A 19256-nucleotide genomic window follows, 5' to 3' on the forward strand; every position below is an offset into this window, starting at 1 on the left:
ACTTGGGTGGGAACATGACGATCGCAACAGGCTCGGGCGAGCAGGGGCAAGGCTATTTTCCACGTTGGAAGCTCAAGACCTCGGGCGTGATCATGCCGGAGGAGCGGCTGTCCTGGGGGCAGACCATCGTCTCGGGTCTTCAACATTGCGTCGCGATGTCCGGCGCGACGATCATCGCGCCGCTGCTGATGGGGTTCGATCCCAACGTTGCAATTCTGTTCTCGGGCGTCGGCACGCTGATCTTCTTCGTCGTCGTTGCCGGGCGCGTGCCGAGCTATCTCGGCTCGAGCTTCGCCTTTATCGCCGTCGTCATCGCCGCCACCGGCTATGCCGGGCAGGGGCCGAACCCAAACCTGTCGGTCGCGCTGGGCGGCATCGTCGGCGCCGGGGTGCTGTATGGTCTGATTTCGCTGGTCGTGATGTGGTCCGGCGTCGGCTGGATCGAGCGGCTGCTGCCGCCGGCCGTCACCGGCGCTGTCGTCGCCGCGATCGGCCTCAATCTCGCGCCGGTGGCGGTCAAGGCGGTGAGTGCCAATGCGTTCGACACGGGAATCGGGCTCGCCACCGTGCTGATCATCGGCGTGGTGGCCGTTGCAGCGCCAGGCCTGTGGCGCCGCCTGCCGATCATCCTCGGCGCGGCCGGCGGCTATCTGTTGTATCTGCTGTTCGCAAACGGCCTCGGCTTCGGCAAGCCGATCGACTTCACCCAGCTCTCGGCCGCGCCGTGGCTCGGCCTGCCGAACTTCACCACGCCGAGCTTCCATGCCGATGCGATCTTCCTCATCGCGCCGGTTGCGGTCATTCTCGTTGCCGAGAACCTTGGGCACATCAAGGCCGTCGCCGCCATGACGGGCCGCAGCCTCGATGCCTATCTCGGCCGCGCTTTGTTCGCCGACAGCCTCGCGACCATCGTGGCGGCCTGCGGCGGCGGCACCGGCGTCACCACCTATGCCGAGAACATCGGCGTGATGGCGGCGACCAAGGTCTATTCGACCCTGCTGTTTGCGTTCGCAGCCTTGGTGTCGATCCTGCTCGGCTTCTCGCCGAAATTCGGCGCGCTGATCCTGTCGATCCCGGGTCCCGTCATCGGCGGCCTCTCGATCGTGTTGTTCGGCTTGATCGCCGCGATGGCGGGGCGGATCTGGGTCGAGAACAAGGTCGACTTCGCCAATCCTGCGAACCTGATCACCGTCGCGGTGGCGCTGACCGCAGGTGCCGGCGATCTCACGCTCAAATTCGGTGCGTTCACGATCGGCGGCATCGGCACCGCGACTTTCGGCGCGATCATCCTCTATCAGATCCTGACCTCGCCGCTCGCGCAGCGAGCCGACTAGATCCCAGCACTGCAAGGGATGGAACAAATCGCCGGTTCCATCCATGATGGTGCATCCAGGAGAGAACACATGCCGCAAACCGAACGCTCGACCTCGTTTCCCTCGCGCCTCGTCGGCCAATACGCGCTGGTGACCGGCGCCTCGCAAGGCATCGGCCGCGCCGTTGCCATCCGGCTGGCGCAGGAAGGCGCGACTGTCGCCATCAACTACTTCGATCACGCTGGAAAGGCCGAGGAGACCCTTGCCCTTGCACGAAGCGCGTCGAGCGATCGCGGCCACGGCAGGCTCGATCACATCGTCGTCAAGGCCGATATCGGCAATGAGCAGGACATCGCCGCGATGTTCGAGACCGTCCTGGCGCGCTTCAAGCGCCTCGACTGCCTCGTCAACAATGCCGGCTTCCAGCGGGAATCGCCGAGCGAGGCGCTCGACGTCGAAACCTACCGCCGCATCATCGACGTCAATCTCAACGGTGCCGTGCTGTGTGCGCAGAAAGCGCTGGCGCATTTCGTCGCGCGAGGGGCAGGCGGCAGCATCATCAACTGCTCCAGCGTCCATCAGATCGTCCCGAAGCCCGGCTATCTCGCCTATTCCATCAGCAAGAGCGGTATGGCCGGTCTCACCCGCACGCTGGCGCTCGAATTCGCGCGGCATGGCATCCGCGTCAATGCGGTCGGTCCCGGCGCTATCGACACGCCGATCAACGCCGCCTGGACGGGAGATCCCGCAAAGCGCGGCGTCGTCACCTCCCATATTCCCATGGGGCGCGTCGGCGCGCCCGAAGAGATCGCCGCCGTGTTCGCCTTCCTCGCCTCCGACGATGCCAGCTACATCACCGGGCAGACCATCTATGCCTGCGGGGGTCTCACGCTGTTTCCAGAGTTCAGGGAGAACTGGGCAAGCTGAGAATCGGCTTGGGATGACGCGTCCCTCGCGCGGGATGGAGGGGCAGGTCCGGTTGGGGGTCTGCGGCGCCGTGTGCTATCGACCGTGGACGTTGCTGCCGCTATTGGCAGACGCCGACACATGACGGGCTCGTGACCACAACCATCAACATCAATGCCTATAGCGACGCGCTGGTGGTGCTCGGGACCGCCGGCGTGGTGGTGCCAATGGTCCGGCATTGGGGCATCAATCCCGTGCTGGGCTATCTTGGCGCCGGCGCCATTCTCGGTCCGCTCGGGCTCGGCTCGCTCGTTCGCGACATCCCATTCCTGTATTGGTTCACGGTGACGGACGCGCAGAACGTCGAGGGTATCGCCAATCTCGGCATCGTGTTCCTGCTGTTCCTGATCGGGCTCGAGCTGTCGTTACGCCGGCTCGTCACGATGCGACGCTTCGTGTTCGGGCTTGGCGGCCTGCAAGTCCTTGCGACCTCGGCCATGATTTTCGGCGTGGCGCTTCTCTTTGGGCAGAGCTCCGATACGGCCGTTATCCTCGGGGCGAGCCTTGCGCTGTCCTCGACTGCGATCGTGCTCGAGCTTCTATCCACCGAGAGGCGGCTTGCGACCACAGCCGGGCGCGCCAGCTTCGCGGTGCTGCTGGCTCAGGACCTTGCCGTGGTCCCCGTCCTCGTCCTTGTCGCGGTGCTCGGCGCGGGCAGCGGCGGCTCGGTCGTGGCGCACATCTCCACGGCGATCCTGAAGGCCGTGCTGGCAGTCGTTTTCCTGATTCTGATTGGACGGCTGCTGATGCGTCCGCTCTTCCAGATGGTTGCAGGCACCCATTCGACGGAGTTGTTCGTTGCCGCGACCCTGTTCGTCATTGTCGGCGCAGGGCTTGCCGCCCACCAGGCCGGCCTATCGATGGCGCTCGGAGCATTCGTTGCAGGACTGATGCTGGCGGAGACCGAGTATGGCAAGGCCATCGAGGCCACCGTCGAGCCGTTCAAGGGCCTGCTGCTCGGCATCTTCTTCTTCACCGTCGGCATGGCCATCGACTTCCGCGTGTTCGCGCGGGAGCCCGGTTGGCTGCTGGCGGCCGTTATCGGCATTGTCGTCGGCAAGGCGATCGTGCTCATCATCTTAGGCCGCCTCTTCAGGCTGTCATGGCCGGCGGCGATCGAGATCGGCTTCCTGCTGGGCCCCGTCGGCGAATTCGCCTTCGTCAGCATCGGAATGGCGGCGGCCGGCGACCTGATCGAGCCCCGCGTATCGAGCTTTGCCGTGGCCGTCACCGCCGTGACGATGGCGTTGACACCGCTTCTGAGTATTCTCGGACGAAAATTGGCCGCGAAGCTGGGCAGCGAACGCGCGCCCGATCCCGAGCTTGCGGTTCGGCCGCCCGGCGATCAGGCGCAAGCCATCGTGGTCGGCTACGGCCGTGTTGGAAAAGTCGTCTGCTCGCTGCTGACAAGCCACGGCCTGAACTACATCGCCGTCGATCACGAGGCCGCCAGCGTGGCGCGCGACCGCCGCGACGGCCACAGAGTCTATTTCGGCGATGCGACAGAACCGGGATTCCTCGAAGCCTGCGGCCTGATGCAGACGACCGGCGTGATCATCACCGTCCAATCACGGCCGGCGATCGACGCCGTCGTCGAGCGGATCCGGGCGGTGCGGCCGGATGTGCTGATCGTTTCACGCGCGCGGGACGCCGATCATGCCCGCCACCTTTATGCGATCGGCGCAACCGATGCGGTGCCGGAAACGATCGAGGCGAGCCTGCAGCTCTCCGAAGCCGCGCTGGTCGGCCTCGGCGTTGCGGTCGGTCATGCGATCGCCTCGGTGCACGAGAAGCGGGACGAATTCCGGCGCACGCTGCAGCAGGCCGCCCGCATCGCCGGACAAGAGAAGGCTCCTCCGCCCGATCTCACAGGGCGCCGGTCCTCACGATAGCCACTCGTCCGGACGGCTGTGCGCCGCCGACGCTCGTGATCTGGCAAAATGCACTTGCGCGAACTACATCTACGCCATGACAAATGCTGCGCCGGGAAACAGATCGCTCCAGGATTTTATCGAGCGGCACGAGAACCTGTTCGTGCTGACCGGCGCCGGCTGCAGCACCAATTCGGGCATTCCCGATTATCGCGATAGCCAGGGCAATTGGAAGCGGACCCAGCCCGTCAACTTCCAGGCCTTCATGTCGGACGCGCCTACGCGCCGGCGTTATTGGGCGCGCAGCCTGATCGGCTGGCGGCGGTTCGGCCAGGCGAAGCCGAACGATGCGCATCGCGCATTGGCCCGGCTCGAGGCGAATGGGCGATGCGGAATGTTGCTGACGCAGAATGTCGACCGGCTGCATCAGTCGGCCGGCCACCGGCAGGTGATCGACCTGCACGGCCGGCTCGATCTGGTCCGCTGCATGGGCTGCGGTCGCAAGACCCCTCGCGACGCGTTCCAGCACGCTCTCGGCCGCGCCAATGCGGCATGGCTGACGCTGGATGCCGCGGACGCACCCGATGGCGACGCCGATCTCGAGCACGAGGATTTTTCCTCCTTCGAGGTGCCGCCTTGCGAGGCCTGCGGCGGCATCCTCAAGCCCGACGTGGTGTTCTTCGGCGAGAACGTGCCGCGCGAGGTGGTGGCCACGGCGCAGGATCATCTGGCGCAGGCCGATGCCATGCTGATCGTCGGCTCGTCATTGATGGTCTATTCCGGCTTTCGCTTCGTCCAGGCCGCCGCGAAACGGCAGATTCCGATCGCCGCGGTCAATCTCGGCCGCACCCGCGCCGACGATCTCTTGACGCTGAAGGTCGAGGAGCGCTGCGAAGCGGCGCTGGCGTTTTTGCTCTGAGCGCATGGCCAACAGGGTGGCCTGGCTGTTGATCAGGCTCGGCCCGGCACTGTAGCAAGTCTAGTTTGGAGCAATTGCGGCCTTGTTGCCGGCACGCGCGAGCCCATCTTCGAAAAGTTTTGCCTCCTTGTCGCGGCGCTGCTGTAGTCCGGAGACGGTCGGCCATAGTCTCTTCATCGCCCGAATCTGATCGGCAATCTTGTCAAACTCCCGTTTCTCGATCAGCTCCTTGATGGCTCGCATTTCGATGTAGCGATCGCCTTGCGAGTCGAAGGACAGGCCCCTGTTGTATGCGATCGACAGGATCGCTCCGTAGCAATCGGGAGGAAGCTCGCGGGCATTTGGCAGGCGCCCGTCAACCAGGCTCGACCAGCGTTCGATCTGCTTGCCGAATACAATGACCGCGTCATCCCAATCGATCACGATGTCCTGCAAGCTGTTTGCGAGATCGCGCGCGGCTTGCCCTCTGATCGAGACAGCTGTTGTCAGCCGGTTCAGGTCGGCCGAGGCAATCAGGCCGCCCCAGTCCTGATTCATCTGGCTTGGAGAAACCGAACCCAGATCATAACCGATCCCGATGGTGACGCCGCCCATGCCTGTCCATGTTGGATGCGCATAAGTCTTTTCGTAGTTCTCGCGGCCGAGAACCTCAAAGCTCGCTATCATTTCAAGCGCTCTCGGCGAAAGCCTCCGGGATAGCGAGTCGGGAACAGGGAAGTTGGCTGCCCCGGCCGGCGCTGGGAGAACGGGCGCATCCGTTCTTGCAAGGATTCTCGTGACCAGCGCCTTGTCTGTAATGAGTCCGGTTTCAGCAAGGTATCGAATGTTCTTCCGGGATTGCTCGACGTCACCGACGCTGGCCATCTTCAGGATCAATTCGTGCTCCTGCTTCTGGCTTTCCAACTGCTTGGTGCTTTCGAATTTCCTGGTTTCCAGCTCGAGTGAATTGCGGCTCTGCATCGTGGTCGCGACCACGGATCCGAAGATGGTCAGAACCCCCGCCATCAGGGCCGTCGTCAGCGGCGAGAATGCCCGGGCAAGCCAGCCGTTCTCGCGAAGCTTCTGTTCGAGTTCCAACCGCTTGAGCGGGAGCTCGTCGCGCCATCGCTGTTGTTCGAAAAGGAATTTGCGCTCCTCGAGCGGAGTATCGTCGGCCATGCAAGTCACTCCTGGGAATGGCTGCTGCGGGAAAATAATCACGGATGCAATCTTTGGTAAAGGCAGAACGCATCCGCTGCTTGGTCGCGCTGCGCCGGCGATCTCCTCGCGTCAGGTCGAGGAGCGCTGCGAAGCGGCGCTTGCATTCCTGCTCTGATCGCGCAGGCGCGAACACGCCTTGCCTATTGCATAGGTGCCGCGCAAAATAGCCGGGCACAGCGTTGCCGGCATGCCTCATGGCACGGGAATTGCTGCGCTTTTTGGACCCAGTCTTGACGATCAGCACGGAGAAATTGGAATGCTTGAGGGAGCCGAGGTGCGGCTTGCCGTCGATATCGGTGGCACGTTCACCGACATCGTGCTGGACGTGGGGCAGGATCGCAAAACCCGCAAGCTGCTGACGACGCCGCAGCGCCCCGAGCAGGCGGTGCTGGACGGCATGCGGCTCATTCTTGCCGATGCACGCGCGCATATTAGCGACATCGACGTCTTCATCCACGGCACGACGCTCGCGACCAATGCCATCATCGAGCGGCGCGGCGCCAGGACGGCGCTGATCGCAACCGAAGGCTTTCGCGACGTGCTCGATATCGGCACCGAGAGCCGCTACGACCAGTACGATCTCGGCATCGACAAGCCGAAGCCGCTGGCGCCGCGCAGCCTCCGCTTCACCGTGCCCGAGCGCATCGACGCCCACGGCGCCGTCCGCCTCCCGCTCGACGAGACGGCAGTGCGGGCGCTCGCGCCGAAATTGCGTGAGCTCGGCGTCGAGAGCGTCGCGATCGCCTTCCTGCACTCCTACGCCAATCCCGAGCACGAGCGGCGCGCGGCGGCGATCATCGCGGAAGAGATGCCCGGCATTTCGGTGACGGTGTCCTCGGCGGTGTGTCCAGAGATCCGCGAATATGAGCGCACCTCGACGGCTGTTGCCAACGCCTATGTGCAACCGTTGATCGACGGTTATCTCGCCCGCATGGCCGATGCCCTGCAGGTCGAGCAGTTTCGCGGCGCGATCTATCTGGTCACGTCAGGCGGCGGCGTCACCTCGATCGAGACCGCGCGGCGCTTCCCAGTGCGTCTTGTCGAATCCGGTCCTGCCGGCGGCGCGATCTTCGCGGCGCAAATCGCCGCGCGGCTCGGGGAGAGCAAGGTGCTCTCCTTCGACATGGGCGGCACCACGGCAAAAATCTGCCTGATCGAGAAATACCAGCCCGAGACCTCACGCGTGTTCGAGGTCGATCGCGCCGCGCGCTTCCTCAAGGGCTCCGGCCTGCCGGTGCGCATCCCCGTGATCGAGATGGTCGAGATCGGCGCCGGAGGCGGCTCGATCGCCCATGTCGACGCGATGAAGCGCGTCACCGTCGGCCCGGAGAGCGCCTCGTCGGAGCCGGGCCCGGCCTGCTATGGCCGCGGCGGCCAGCGTCCGGCGGTGACGGATGCCGACGTTGCGCTCGGCATGATCGACCCTGATGCCTTCGCGGCCGGCACGATCAAGCTCGATCCGGAGCTGTCGAAACAGGCGCTGCTGCGCGATGTCGGTGCACCGCTCGGCCTGTCGGCGGAAACCGCGGCCTATGCCGTGCACGAGGTCGTCTGCGAGAACATGGCGAGCGCGGCGCGCGTGCACGCCGTCGAGCGCGGCGCGGTGGTCGGCCAGCACACGCTGATCGCCTTCGGCGGCGCTGCGCCGCTGCATGCGGCGCGCGTCGCCGAGAAGATCGGCGTCTCGCGTGTGATCGTGCCGTCGAATGCCGGCGTCGGCTCGGCGGTCGGCTTTCTGGCGGCGCCGATCGCCTATGAGCTGGTGCGCAGCCGGCACGTCCGCCTCGATGATTTCGACACCGAGGCCGTCTCCGACCTCTTGCAGGAGATGGCAACCGAAGCGCGTGCGCTGGTCGAGCCTGGAGCTGCCGGCGCACCGGTGCGCGAGCGGCGCGCGGCCTTCATGCGCTATGTCGGCCAGGGCCACGAGATCACCGTCGAGCTGCCGAACCGGCGGCTCGCCTCGGCCGATCTCGCCTCCCTGCGTCAGCAGTTCGAAACCGACTATTCGGCGATGTTCGAGCGTCCGATTCCGGGCGCGGCGATCGAGGTGTTGAGCTGGTCGGTGCTGGCGACCACGGAGGCGCGCAATCCGCCTGCCGTTGCGGCGGTCGCGCGCAAGGCCGCGGCCAAGGCGTCGGGCAGTCGAAAATTCTTCGACGGCCGGGCCGGAGAAGTGATCGAGATCCCGCTCTATCGGCGCGAGGACATGGCGCCGGGGGTGACCATCGCGGGTCCCGCCGTGATCGCGGAAGACGAGACCTCGACCTTCGTCTCCACCAGTTTCGACGCCCATATCGACGGTGCAGGCAGCATCGTCATGGAACGAAAGGCGGCCTGATCATGAGCAAGGCAAATGGCGCGAGCCTGATCGACCTTCAGATCATGTGGCACCGGCTGATCGCCGTGGTGGAGGAGCAGGCGCAGGTGCTTCTGCGCACCGCCTTCAGCCCGATCGTGCGCGAATGCGGCGACCTCTCGGCCGGCGTGTTCGACCTCAGGGGCCGGATGCTGGCGCAGGCGGTGACCGGCACGCCCGGCCACGTCAACTCGATGGCGGAATCGGTCAAGCACTTCATCGCTCACTTCCCGATCGAGACGATGAAGGAGGGCGACGCCTACATCACCAACGACCCCTGGATGGGGACCGGTCATCTCAACGATTTCGTCGTCACCACGCCCTGCTTCAAGGACGGCAAGGTCGTCGCGCTGTTCTCCTGCACGAGCCATCTCATGGACATCGGCGGCATCGGTTTCGGGCCAGACGCCACCGACGTGTTCATGGAGGGGCTCTACATCCCCATGCTGAAGCTGATCGATCAGGGCGTCGTCAACGAGACGCTGATGGCGATGATCCGCACCAACACACGCCTGCCGATCGATACCGAGGGCGACACTTATTCGCTCGCCGGCTGCAACGACGTCGGCTGCGAGCGCCTGGTCGAGATGATGACGGAGTTCGGCATCGATACGCTCGACGAGCTCGGCGATTACATCTGCGAGCGCTCGCGCGAGGCCGTGCTGGCCGAGATCGCAAAGCTGCCGAAGGGCAGCTGGCGCAACACCATGGTGGTCGACGGCTATGATGCGCCGGTGACGCTGGCCGCGACGCTGACGATCTCGGAGACCGGCATCCACGTCGATTTCGACGGCACATCCGCCGCCTCGAAGTTCGGCATCAACGTGCCGCTGTCCTACACCACGGCTTACACCGTGTTCGGCCTCGGCTGCGTCGTGGCCTCGCAGATCCCGAACAATGCCGGCTCGCTCTCGCCGCTGTCCGTGTCGGCGCCGGCGGGTGCCATCCTCAATGCCCCGAAGCCCGCGCCGGTCGCTTCGCGTCACGTCATCGGCCAGATGCTGCCTGACGTCGTGTTCGGCTGCCTGCGCCAGATCATTCCCGAGCGCGTGCCCGCGGAAGGCACCTCGTGCCTGTGGAATCTCAACGTCCGCGGCCAGACGCGAAGCGGCGCCGGCGGCAATTACGGGTTCTCGATGGCGGTCACCTCGAATGGCGGCACCGGCGCGCGCTTCGGCAAGGATGGATTGTCGGCCACCGCTTACCCGAGCGGCGTGCGCGGCACGCCGGTCGAGATCGCGGAGACGCAGACGCCGCTGATCTTCTGGCGCAAGGAGCTGCGTCCGGATTCCGGCGGGGCAGGGCGCACCCGCGGCGGCCTCGGCCAAATCATCGAAGTCGGCAGCGGCGTCGATGCGCCGTTCGACATCCTCGCCGCGTTCGATCGCATCGATCATCCGCCGCGTGGGCGCGACGGCGGCCGGAACGGCGAGGCCGGCTATGTCGGCCTCAAGTCCGGCAAGAAACTGCGCGGCAAAGGCTTCCAGCAGGTGCCGCCGGACGATCGACTGGTCGTGATGACGCCCGGCGGCGCCGGCATCGGCGATCCCAGGGAGCGCGATCGCGCGGCCGTCAACGACGACATCGCGAGCGGTCTCGTGTCGTCGGAGAACGCCGTCAAGGTTTATGGACACGCGCGCTGATGCATCGACGCGCTTGGTAAACAGAAGAGAGAACTGATCACGCGACGGAACTTCGCAGGCGCAGCGACGCTGCTCCGCAGGTTTCGACGAGGTCTGGTTCGGCATCTTCCTCGTGCTCGCGGTCGAGATGGCGCAGATCACGCCGCCGGTCGGCTTCAACCTGTTCGTCATCCAGGGCCTCACCGAAGACGGCCTCGGCTATATCGCGCGCGTCACCTTGCCGTACCTGGGGATCATGATTGCCTTCGTGCTGCTGCTCACGCTCTGGCCCGGCATCGTCACGATCCTGCCGCGGGTGCTGTACGGGTAAATGGGTCGAGGACGGGCGCCTGCAAACCGGCGGGCTCAAGCCGTCGACTCTATGGCTTCACTCGTGGATGGCTTGCTTGAGCCTCTCTGAGCGCGGTCTCGAGGTCATCTCCCCGGAGCTGATGCAGGATCAACCGTTGCACGCAATCGCCTGGGCCGAATCCCGTGACCTTTGATCTCTGCAAGAAGTTCTCGTCGGGCACGCAATGTGCGGCGCGGCCCGTCAGGAAGAATATCTCGGACGCCGACATTTTCGACAGGCGCCAGCCGAGAGGCAGCGGTATCACGTAGTCGCCGAAATCGACACGTTGCACCCGGGTGATTCGTGCCCGCACGTCCTTGGCATCACGGTTGATGACGCCGAGATCTCGCGTGGCCAGGTCGACGGTCGAGTAGGTTCGCGCGGTTCTGCTGTTGAACAGTGCGACCACCGGAGATACCGCCTCGCTGAACGCGCTGGAGCTGCCTTTGCTGTACTCGCCCGATGTCAGAACGATGAGATGGAAGCGGGCCTGTTTGCAGCATGTGTCCACCCGACGCTGAAGACGATTGATGATCTCGACCGCGGTGGTCACGCCGGAATTCTCGAAATATCCGCCGTCGACGACATGAAATCTCGTGATGTCGCTCTTGGCGGGTGGGGTTGCCGTCGACCCGCTGTCCCAAAACCAGGCCGCCGGCGTAAGCCAGGGAAAGCGCGCACTTGCGACTGCCGCAACGCTCAGCGGAATGTCATAGTCCTCGCTCAGGGGCAATAATTGCGCGTCGGTCCGAAAGCCCTTGTCGAAGCCGAATGGCGCGATGACGCGGCGCCGTCCGGATGCGACTTCGGTCGTATTGAAGAACAGTGCCGGCTTGAGGCCCGCTGGGTTCCAGGACGCCAGCACCCCGCTCTTCAGAGCATCCCGTCCGGTGCCGCCGAAGTTTCGGGTTGCGACATCCGCCCATGCGGCTTCGATCGATTGTTCGAGCGCTCGGGCCCGTGACAAGGCAGGATTGGCCGGCCAGAAGAAGCGTTGTGCGAAATCGGGAAAGAGTGCCGAAGCGACCAGCGGCGAGAGGAAGTCGTAATCGTTGCGCACGAGCTCAAATGCGGATTGCTGCGCCTCGCGCAGTTCCGGACTGCGGGGACCGCTGCTCCCGATTTCCGCAATGCTGCGGCACTGTTGCGTCGTCGGCTTGAATTCCTCGGTCATCGCGGCATAGAGCGCGGCACCGACGCTGCCTCCGGACACGCCGCTGATCGCGAACAGATGCTGGGCGAACCGCTCGCAGGTCGTGTGCAGCTTGGTCAGGAATTGCACGGCCTGCGCGGCCGCGTAGATGCCGCCGCCCTGCGCGGCGACGATGTAGACCGGATAGCCTTGGTCCCCACTGAATTCGGGGTTCTTCTTGTCGGGCCGCAGGTCAAACCATTTCTCGAATTCGCCTTCGACGTCGCCCAGAGGACGGGCCGTAGGCGTTGCGGACCAACGGACCTCCCGGCCGCTCCTGTCGATGCGGCGCAGCTCGTGATCGTCGTTGATGTCGGTCCACGCCAGGATGGCGGCCACGGCGAGTAGCGTCGGAAGGATGGGAAAGTCGAGACGCCGGGACCACATGCTCAAGCCCGTAGCATTCAGCGTAAGACAGCCAATGAAGATCGCAAATATGGAGATCGATCCAAAGGTTTGACCGATCGGCACTGGAAATGCAGCGATCAGGATCACCGCAATGAGGGACAGGATGAGCGAGGCGGCGGAGGCCCGATTTGCGATTTGTCGGAGCCTCGCCTTTTGAGGTGCCGCGAGCCGGCTGCTGCGGTGCACGACAAGAATGCTTCTCAGAACGAACAGCAGGGTGACGGCGCCGAGAACCCATAGCCCCAATCGGAAGTACCAGTCGCCCCGCTTGGCCCAGTCAAAAAGCTTCTTCAGCTGATCGGCGAAGTCGTGGTCCCCGAATGCATTGATCTCATCGATCGATGTCGTCTCGACCTTGAGGTTGATTGCGTCCGCGCCTGCCGCAAAACCCGCGATGGCGGCAACGAGTGGAAGTGCGCCGAACACGATCGGCAGGAACGGAACGGCGTAGCGGGCACAGGCCGTGCGGTACAGGCTTGGCCGGTTTCGATCGAGCAGAAGCACGATGGTGCTGAACGACAGGCACGTCGCCATGCCAAGCAGAAATACGATCGGCAGAACCGCGTCGGCGACGGCAGCACACCGCGAGACGTCGATCTGCTCAGCAAGATTCTCGACCACCAGGCGATAATAGTCGCGCATCTGATCCGGCAGAAACAGAACGAGCGATGCAAAGCCGCTCAGGCAGGCGGGAATGATCAGGACCCTGAGGCAGACGAACACATCCCGCAGGCCATAAGGAATATACCGCAGCGGGGCCACAGCGTTCAGAAGGGCTCGCAGTGCCGTAGCTGCGCGGGTGGGACTCTGCACCGTGTGTCTCCGCTCGCGGACCGGGATTGGTAACGCTTAGCGAGCGGCAGCTACTGGGGCCGCGAGCAAGGACCGGCCGTTCTGGAATCGCACCACGAAGGAAGTGGACTTCTTTGCCACCGTGCTCTTCGCCAGATCCGCCGATGGGATCGAGGCGCATGCGCTCTGGTTCAGCGGGTGGCATCCGTTGCTTCCCGGCAGGGGATCCGGGGATCGCAAGAGATCGAAATCAGTCAGCGCGAGTTGCTTTGAGCTGCCCGGATAGACCACGAGGAATGGCGGCTCGGGAAGAGCGGGATTCTCCTGCGCAAATATTTCCTTCGGAATGCGCGCGCAGTCCCTCATATCCTTCGGAGGATCGCAGACGGCCTGCGCCTGGCCGACGGAAAACAGCGCAGCGCCAACCGCTGCGCAGGACCAGATATGAATGATACCCCGGTTCATGGCGAAAAATCCTTTGCTTTGCAATGAATATGAACGACGCGGCGAAGTTCTGGAGACTTCGCCGCCAGCAATTTGGCGGATCTTCTTCGGCGGCGGCCATCCTATCCCGCGACCTCCATTTCGCGCAACTCGTGCGTGCAGAATCTTGGGGCGGGCTCGATCGGAGCCGCGAGCTCTTCGGGAAGGTGGCCGCGCCGCGGCGAAACGGCCTACCGCGGCGCCCAATGTCCCAAGGCCGTCGCTTCGCCTACCATCCGTTGTGTTGCCCGACGGGCAAAACACGCCAGCACTGGGTCGACAGCCGTCCGCAAAATATTCGTATTTACAGAAGTTCGGTTTTACCGTACAACGCGCGCCATCCCGCCCGCCGCAAGGGGCGTTTCGCGATCGTCACGGAACGCGGGCCGGGATGCGGTGGCCGCGACGGCGTCGGCGCGAGTGGTAGCTGCAGGGCGGGAAACCGTGAGCAGCGACAGGCGCGATACGACACGGCGCTGACAGCGTCTTCGAATGGCCTCGACGGTGAGCGCACGCCAGCCGTGGAGAACCCAGCGAGGACGTGCGCGGACGGAGAAGTCGTGTGGTCCCGACGCCCGAGGTCTGTGCGTCAAGTCTTGCGGTGATGTGGCGGCCAACCGGTGCGCGCATCGAGCATCTGCAAGGCGACGGGGGCAATAGTGCATCGCTCCCCGAGGAGAGCACGAAGGACACCGTGAAAACCATCGCGCAGGGAAGGCCGGGCGACCGGCAACACCTGTCGTCCACCCCGTGCGCGCTTCTTTCGCACACGCGGGACTTCGGGTGCCCGCCGGCGCCCGGCCTTCCCTGCGCCCTTGCGTCAGATAAGGGCGGAAAAGGATAGCAAAGCTCGGGCGAACTACGCCGCGAGGATAGGCAGCTATGTCCATCATTCAACGATCTCGTGCCCCGGATGCGGCTCAGAGCCCTGGCGGTCGTCACCTGCTCGATGACCGTGCTGATTGCGTCAGGCACGTCGATCCTCGGCAATGCGATGATCGGCTCGTTCCGAGAAACTTGGCCGCTCAAAAGCAAAAACGGTCAGCGCCGCTGCCGTTTCAAGTTGCACTGCATCAAATCGCCTTCAGCGCGCATTCCGTGTTTGCACGTTCTTTGATCCGTCGTACACTGTAGCGGCAAGCAGAAGTACAATAGCAACCACTCCGGTGAACGTGGCTCCTCGGCGCGATGCGCCGAGCGAGGGGACGTCTGTTGACGATTCGGTCCAATGGAGGACGATCGACGCTCACTGAACTGCAAATAATCCCTCGCGGCGGCGTTCACGAGACGCAATCAACAAACACAAGAGCGGGAGGAAGTGCAAATGAGGAAACAGTGGCTCAGCTCGGTCTTGCCTGTCGTTGTCGTTGCGACGTTTGCAGCGACGGCGGCATTGGCTCAGTCCGTGGATACGGCCCGTATCGAGAGCGCCGGGCAGAACGATTGGCTTACCTATCACGGCTCGTACAAATCTCATCACTACAGCCCGCTTGCGCAGATCAATGCGAGCAATGTCGGCAATCTGGGCGTGGCGTGGATGCACATTCCCGGACGCTCGACGCGCGGGCTGCAGTCGATGCCGCTCGTAGCCGACGGCGTGCTGTACTATTCGGGCTCTTACAGCCGCGTCTTCGCGCTGAACGGCGCGACCGGCGAAGTCATCTGGTCGTTCTTTCCGGAGCTGGATGAAGCGCTGATCAGCCGGCAGACCCACTCGCCTTACAACCGCGGCGTCGCTCTCGGCGAAGGCAAGGTCTTCGTCGGCACGATGGATGGACGCGCCTTCGGGCTGGACGCCAAGACCGGAAAGGTTCTCTGGGAGACCAGGCTGCTCGACTCGCAGAAGCTCACGGTCGGCTTCACCGGCGCGCCGCTTTACGCGAAGGGCAGCGTGATCATCGGCGCGCAAGGCGGCGAATGGCCGGGCCGCGGCCCGATCTTCGCGCTCGATGCCGCGACGGGAAAGAAGAAGTGGGAGTTCCTGACGGTCGCAGGCACCGACGAGGCCATGAAGACCTGGGGCAACGAGTCCTGGCGCACCGGCGGTGGTGGCGGCTGGATGCCGGGCACCTACGATTCCGAGACCAACACCATCCTGTGGGGCACTGCGAACCCGGCGCCGCTCTACGATTGGTCGGGCGCAGACTACAAGACGCAGGGCGCGCGTCCCGGCGACAATCTCTACACCAGCTCGGTGATCGGGCTCGACATCGACACCGGCAAGCTGAAATTCTACCATCAGGAACTGCCGCACGATGCCTGGGACTTCGACAGCTCCGTCGGCGAGTTCGTGATGCTCGAGCGTGACGGCCAGAAATACGTGGTCCATCCGAACAAGGGCGGCTTCGTCTTCGTCTACGACCGCAATCTCGCCGTGAAGAACGTCTGGCGGCTGGTCGAGAACATCAACTTCGTGAAGGACATCGATCCCAAGACCGGCGCGCTGATCGGCCGTCGCGATTTCCCGGTCGGGAAGGTCACCGAACCACCGCTGTGTCCGTTCATCGGCGGCGGCATCAGCTGGAACGCCGGCTCGTACAGCCCCAAGACCGGTCTCTATTACAAGATCGGACAGGAATGGTGCATGACGCTGGATATCCAGAAGACGACCCCGGTCACAGCGCCGCAGGCCCAGCTCAACATCGGTGCCGATTTCAAGATGGTGCCGCCTCCAGGTGGTGAGATCTACGGACACCTCGACGCGCGCGATCCCATCACGGGCGCGAAGAAATGGGAAGTTCGCTATCCCGAGCCTCCGCTCGGAAGCGTGCTGTCGACCGCGGGCAACCTCGTCTTCGTGCCTGATTCCCGCGGCGTGCTGCACGCCTATGATGCCGAAACCGGCGCTGAGCTGTGGAAGCACAACAACGGCACCGGCCATCAGGGCGGCATCGTCAGCTACTCCGTCGGCGGCAAGCAATATATCGCCGTGACGGCGGGCTTCGGCGGGATGCTGGCAGACGAATATGCGCCGAACTTCGGCGGCGTCTACAAGAGCATGCCGCGTGACGACGGCGCCTTGGTCGTCTTCAGCCTGAAATAGGTAAGCCGCAGATGTTCGGTCATGGAGCGGGCGCAAGCCCGCTCCTCGATCGACGTCGCGGCCCGTGCGTGGATCAGGAATGGAGCGTAGCTGTTGAGACTGCCTTGCAAAACGATTCCGGCGGGGCTGGGCGCCTCGTTGCTGTGGGCTGCGCTGGCCCAGGCACAATCCGCCACGCCCGCGCCGGAGAACGCGGCGTTCGAGGTCGAGCAGGTGTTCGCGGGGACGTGCGGCTTTTGTCACTCTGACGGTGGCCGGGCCGCCGGCAAAGGGCCGCAACTGATGAATTCGCCGCGCGACGACGACTTCATTCGCAATCGCATCAAGCAGGGCAAGCAGGGGGCGATGCCGGCCTTCGACGGCGCCTTCACCGACGCCCAGATCGACCAGATGGTCAAATACATCCGCGCCCTGAAACCGCGCGAGGGTTGAACCGCAGAGAGCGCGGCATGAAGGCATTTGTCCCTGTTATCGTCGCCGCCATCGTGCTGTCGGGGCCGGCGTCGGCGCGAACCCTGGAGGCGATCCGCTCCAGCGGCGTGATCGGGCTCTGCGCACATCCCAATTCGCTTCCCTTCGCGCACAAGACCGGCGATCCGCCCGGCTTCCAGGTCGAGCTCGGCCGGGTTCTGGCACGCGAGCTCGGTGTCTCCCTGAGGCTCGACTGGATCATCACGCAGTACCAGATGCGCAGCGCCGGCTGCGACATTCTTCTGGACGTCATCGCCGATCGCGAAGCGCAAGGCGAAACCCGCCTGAGAATCTCCAAACCATATTATCGCACGGGCGTCGCGCTTGCCGTGCCTTCATCCAGCACGCTCACGTCCTTCGCGAGCCTCAACGGGTCGACCAAGGTGGGCGTGCAGGTTGGATCGATCGCAGCCATGATCATCGGTCAGCGGCGCGTGCCGATATCGACCTTCGGCTTCGAGAGCGACAGCCTGGAGGCCGTATCGAACCGCGAGATCGATGCCGCCGCGGTCACGCCCACTGCGGCGAGCTATTTCAATCTGACCCATCCGGACAATCCGCTCCGGATCCTGGATCGCGATGAGAGCACGGCCGATCTGAACTGGAACGTCGGCGTCGGCATGGTCCGCCCGGACGATGCATTGCGCGATGCCGTCGACGCAGCGATGGAACGGCTGCGCAGCGACGGCACGATCGACCGGATCTATCGCCGCTACGGCATCACGCTGCAGGCGCCGAGATAGCGCGCTGCACGACGGAGCGACGCTGACCCGACTGAGCCGGAATAGCGTCGCTGCCGCGCGAATACGGAGCTCGCGTGCGGCCTCAGGCCGCCGCCTTCTTCCGCGCGAGCTCGGCCTTGTACAGCTCGAACTCCTCGGCGACCGCCCTCGCGAATGACGGCCGTTGACGCAGGCGCTCGTAATACGCCTTCACGTTCGGCCACTTCGCAAGCTCGATCGGCGGCGTCGCCATGGTCCAGTTGATGACCGTGGCGAGATAGGCATCGGCCACGCTGAAATGGTCGAGCAGGAACTCGCGTCCGTCGAGGTAATTGTCGAGATAGTCGAGCCGCGACAGGTTCTTCTCCAGCGCATACGCCTTGGCTTCCTGCGGCGCCTTGCGGTCGAGCAGGGGAATGAAGAGACCCTTGTGCAGCTCGGTGCCGATGAAGCAGAGCCACTGATGCAGCCTTGTGCGCTCGATGCCAACTGTGGCGCCGAGACCGGATTGCGGAAAACGGTCCGCGACATATTGCAGGATGGCGGCGTTCTCGGTCAGCACCACGCCCTCGTCGGTGCGCAGCGTCGGCACGAGGCCGATCGGATTCACGGTGCGGAAGTCGGAGCCGTCGTTCAGCACCTTCTTGGTCGGCGGATCGACTTCGAGATAATTCGCCCCGGCGCCGGCTTCATACAATGCGACGCGCGTCGCCATCGAGCAGGCAAGCGGCGAGAAATAGAGATCCATCTGGTAGCCTCCTTGGGCAATTCCTCTTTGGGTGTCGCTCAACCTGGCCAGATTGATTTTTGTACCATCTTGCATAATATGGATGCGGTCAAGGATTATCTTGCGAAATGGTACAAAAATCGAAGCCGCCAGCTGCTGCCAATCAGCCCGAATCCCGCGGTCAACCCGAGCGCCGCGGCCAGCCTAAGCGCCGCGGCCGCCCGCGCGCCTACGAGCCCGATGTCGCGCTCGGCAAGGCGCTCGATCTGTTCCGCAAGCAGGGTTTCGCGGCCACCTCGCTGGACGATCTCAGCGCAGCCACCGGCATGAACCGGCCGAGCCTCTACGGCGCCTTCGGCGACAAGCGCGAGCTCTACATCAAGAGCTACCAGCGCTATCGCGACGAGGCGGGCGCGGCGATGGTCGCGATCTTCCGCGAGGAGATGCCGCTGCGGCAGCGGCTGGAGCGCATCTACGCTTCCGCGCTGGACATCTATTTGTCCGGCGACACCGGACCGCGGGGTTGCTTCACGGTGGTGACCGCGGCCTCCGAGGCGGTCGGCGATCCCGAGATCCGCGCCATGGTGCTGGAGGGCCTCACCGGGCTCGACAAGGCGTTTGCCAGTTGCTTCCGCCGCGCCAAGGAGAAAGGCGAGCTGCCGGAGAGCGCCGATCCGGTCGCGCTGGCGCAAGTCGCATCGGGAACCGTCCACACCATTGCCATCCGCTCGCGCGCCCGCGTGCCGCGCAAGGAGCTGGAGGCGATCGTGAAGGGCGCAATCGACGTGATGGTGGGAGCTGGGACCAGGGCCTGAG

General features: G+C 64.3%; 15 protein-coding genes and 1 pseudogene. 12 read left to right on the plus strand and 4 right to left on the minus strand.

Features of this window, described 5'->3' with window-relative positions; genetic code table 11:
• The first annotated feature begins 14 nt into the window (after positions 1-14).
• From ACNJYA_RS06610 to ACNJYA_RS06625, 4 genes are all read left to right on the plus strand, one after another.
• Complete coding sequence (locus ACNJYA_RS06610; RefSeq protein ID WP_439402256.1) at positions 15-1334, plus strand: solute carrier family 23 protein; 1320 nt, start codon at positions 15-17, stop codon at positions 1332-1334.
• Positions 1335-1403: 69 nt separating this feature from the next.
• Positions 1404-2240: an SDR family oxidoreductase gene (locus ACNJYA_RS06615; protein WP_439402257.1), complete on the plus strand. Its 837-nt coding sequence runs from the start codon at positions 1404-1406 to the stop codon at positions 2238-2240.
• A 131-nt stretch (positions 2241-2371) separates the two neighbouring features.
• Positions 2372-4171 carry a cation:proton antiporter domain-containing protein gene (locus ACNJYA_RS06620; protein WP_212254237.1) on the plus strand — a complete coding sequence of 600 codons (1800 nt, stop codon included), beginning with the start codon at positions 2372-2374 and terminating at the stop codon, positions 4169-4171.
• A gap of 76 nt (positions 4172-4247) precedes the next feature.
• Complete coding sequence (locus ACNJYA_RS06625; RefSeq protein WP_260382105.1) at positions 4248-5069, plus strand: NAD-dependent protein deacetylase; 822 nt, start codon at positions 4248-4250, stop codon at positions 5067-5069.
• A gap of 60 nt (positions 5070-5129) precedes the next feature.
• Here ACNJYA_RS06625 and ACNJYA_RS06630 read toward each other — a convergent pair whose 3' ends face one another.
• A complete protein-coding gene (locus ACNJYA_RS06630; RefSeq protein WP_260382106.1) occupies positions 5130-6227 on the minus strand; it encodes a hypothetical protein in 1098 nt (365 codons plus the stop codon).
• Between the two features lie 298 nt (positions 6228-6525).
• Between ACNJYA_RS06630 and ACNJYA_RS06635 the strand changes: the two genes are divergently transcribed.
• From ACNJYA_RS06635 to ACNJYA_RS06645, 3 genes and pseudogenes are all read left to right on the plus strand, one after another.
• Positions 6526-8610, plus strand: a complete 2085-nt coding sequence (locus ACNJYA_RS06635) for a hydantoinase/oxoprolinase family protein (RefSeq protein ID WP_439402258.1) — start codon at positions 6526-6528, stop codon at positions 8608-8610.
• 2 nt (positions 8611-8612) lie between these two features.
• Complete coding sequence (locus ACNJYA_RS06640; protein ID WP_439402259.1) at positions 8613-10271, plus strand: hydantoinase B/oxoprolinase family protein; 1659 nt, start codon at positions 8613-8615, stop codon at positions 10269-10271.
• A 76-nt stretch (positions 10272-10347) separates the two neighbouring features.
• Positions 10348-10581, plus strand: a pseudogene (locus ACNJYA_RS06645) (TRAP transporter large permease subunit); the annotation flags it as partial.
• Positions 10582-10630: 49 nt separating this feature from the next.
• Here the strand turns inward: ACNJYA_RS06645 and ACNJYA_RS06650 are convergent.
• Both ACNJYA_RS06650 and ACNJYA_RS06655 read right to left on the minus strand, forming a co-directional pair.
• Positions 10631-13015 (minus strand): patatin-like phospholipase family protein, encoded by a 2385-nt coding sequence (locus ACNJYA_RS06650; RefSeq protein ID WP_439402260.1) that lies wholly within the window; start codon positions 13013-13015, stop codon positions 10631-10633.
• 36 nt (positions 13016-13051) lie between these two features.
• Positions 13052-13459 (minus strand): hypothetical protein, encoded by a 408-nt coding sequence (locus tag ACNJYA_RS06655; RefSeq protein ID WP_439402261.1) that lies wholly within the window; start codon positions 13457-13459, stop codon positions 13052-13054.
• A gap of 931 nt (positions 13460-14390) precedes the next feature.
• Here ACNJYA_RS06655 and ACNJYA_RS06660 point away from each other — a divergent pair.
• The 4 genes from ACNJYA_RS06660 (at position 14391) to ACNJYA_RS06675 (ending at position 17734) form a co-directional block, all read left to right on the plus strand.
• Positions 14391-14594, plus strand: a complete 204-nt coding sequence (locus ACNJYA_RS06660) for a hypothetical protein (protein WP_439402262.1) — start codon at positions 14391-14393, stop codon at positions 14592-14594.
• Between the two features lie 207 nt (positions 14595-14801).
• A complete protein-coding gene (locus tag ACNJYA_RS06665; protein WP_212254242.1) occupies positions 14802-16520 on the plus strand; it encodes a pyrroloquinoline quinone-dependent dehydrogenase in 1719 nt (572 codons plus the stop codon).
• A 138-nt stretch (positions 16521-16658) separates the two neighbouring features.
• The gene (locus ACNJYA_RS06670; RefSeq protein ID WP_246708779.1) at positions 16659-16952 is read left to right on the plus strand and encodes a c-type cytochrome; all 294 of its coding nucleotides are present in this window, start codon (positions 16659-16661) and stop codon (positions 16950-16952) included.
• A 17-nt stretch (positions 16953-16969) separates the two neighbouring features.
• On the plus strand, positions 16970-17734 hold the full coding sequence (locus tag ACNJYA_RS06675) for a substrate-binding periplasmic protein (RefSeq protein ID WP_439402263.1): 765 nt from the start codon (positions 16970-16972) through the stop codon (positions 17732-17734).
• Positions 17735-17816: 82 nt separating this feature from the next.
• Here the strand turns inward: ACNJYA_RS06675 and ACNJYA_RS06680 are convergent, their stop codons facing one another.
• Positions 17817-18461 carry a glutathione binding-like protein gene (locus tag ACNJYA_RS06680; protein ID WP_439402264.1) on the minus strand — a complete coding sequence of 215 codons (645 nt, stop codon included), beginning with the start codon at positions 18459-18461 and terminating at the stop codon, positions 17817-17819.
• A 107-nt stretch (positions 18462-18568) separates the two neighbouring features.
• Here ACNJYA_RS06680 and ACNJYA_RS06685 point away from each other — a divergent pair, with 107 nt between their 5' ends.
• Positions 18569-19255 (plus strand): TetR/AcrR family transcriptional regulator, encoded by a 687-nt coding sequence (locus tag ACNJYA_RS06685; protein WP_439402265.1) that lies wholly within the window; start codon positions 18569-18571, stop codon positions 19253-19255.
• Position 19256: the final 1 nt, after the last annotated feature.

The sequence above is a fragment of the Bradyrhizobium sp. BLXBL-01 genome (assembly GCF_051853025.1).
Lineage (GTDB): Bacteria > Pseudomonadota > Alphaproteobacteria > Rhizobiales > Xanthobacteraceae > Bradyrhizobium.

Coding starts and splice junctions, on each gene's coding strand:
- ACNJYA_RS06665 (WP_212254242.1), top strand. CDS start 14,802: ATGAGGAAACAGTGGCTCAGCTCGGTCTTGCCTGTCGTTGTCGTTGCG.
- ACNJYA_RS06660 (WP_439402262.1), top strand. CDS start 14,391: ATGCGGCTCAGAGCCCTGGCGGTCGTCACCTGCTCGATGACCGTGCTG.
- ACNJYA_RS06635 (WP_439402258.1), top strand. CDS start 6,526: ATGCTTGAGGGAGCCGAGGTGCGGCTTGCCGTCGATATCGGTGGCACG.
- ACNJYA_RS06630 (WP_260382106.1), bottom strand. CDS start 6,227: ATGGCCGACGATACTCCGCTCGAGGAGCGCAAATTCCTTTTCGAACAA.
- ACNJYA_RS06675 (WP_439402263.1), top strand. CDS start 16,970: ATGAAGGCATTTGTCCCTGTTATCGTCGCCGCCATCGTGCTGTCGGGG.
- ACNJYA_RS06625 (WP_260382105.1), top strand. CDS start 4,248: ATGACAAATGCTGCGCCGGGAAACAGATCGCTCCAGGATTTTATCGAG.
- ACNJYA_RS06685 (WP_439402265.1), top strand. CDS start 18,569: ATGGTACAAAAATCGAAGCCGCCAGCTGCTGCCAATCAGCCCGAATCC.
- ACNJYA_RS06610 (WP_439402256.1), top strand. CDS start 15: ATGACGATCGCAACAGGCTCGGGCGAGCAGGGGCAAGGCTATTTTCCA.
- ACNJYA_RS06655 (WP_439402261.1), bottom strand. CDS start 13,459: ATGAACCGGGGTATCATTCATATCTGGTCCTGCGCAGCGGTTGGCGCT.
- ACNJYA_RS06615 (WP_439402257.1), top strand. CDS start 1,404: ATGCCGCAAACCGAACGCTCGACCTCGTTTCCCTCGCGCCTCGTCGGC.
- ACNJYA_RS06680 (WP_439402264.1), bottom strand. CDS start 18,461: ATGGATCTCTATTTCTCGCCGCTTGCCTGCTCGATGGCGACGCGCGTC.
- ACNJYA_RS06640 (WP_439402259.1), top strand. CDS start 8,613: ATGAGCAAGGCAAATGGCGCGAGCCTGATCGACCTTCAGATCATGTGG.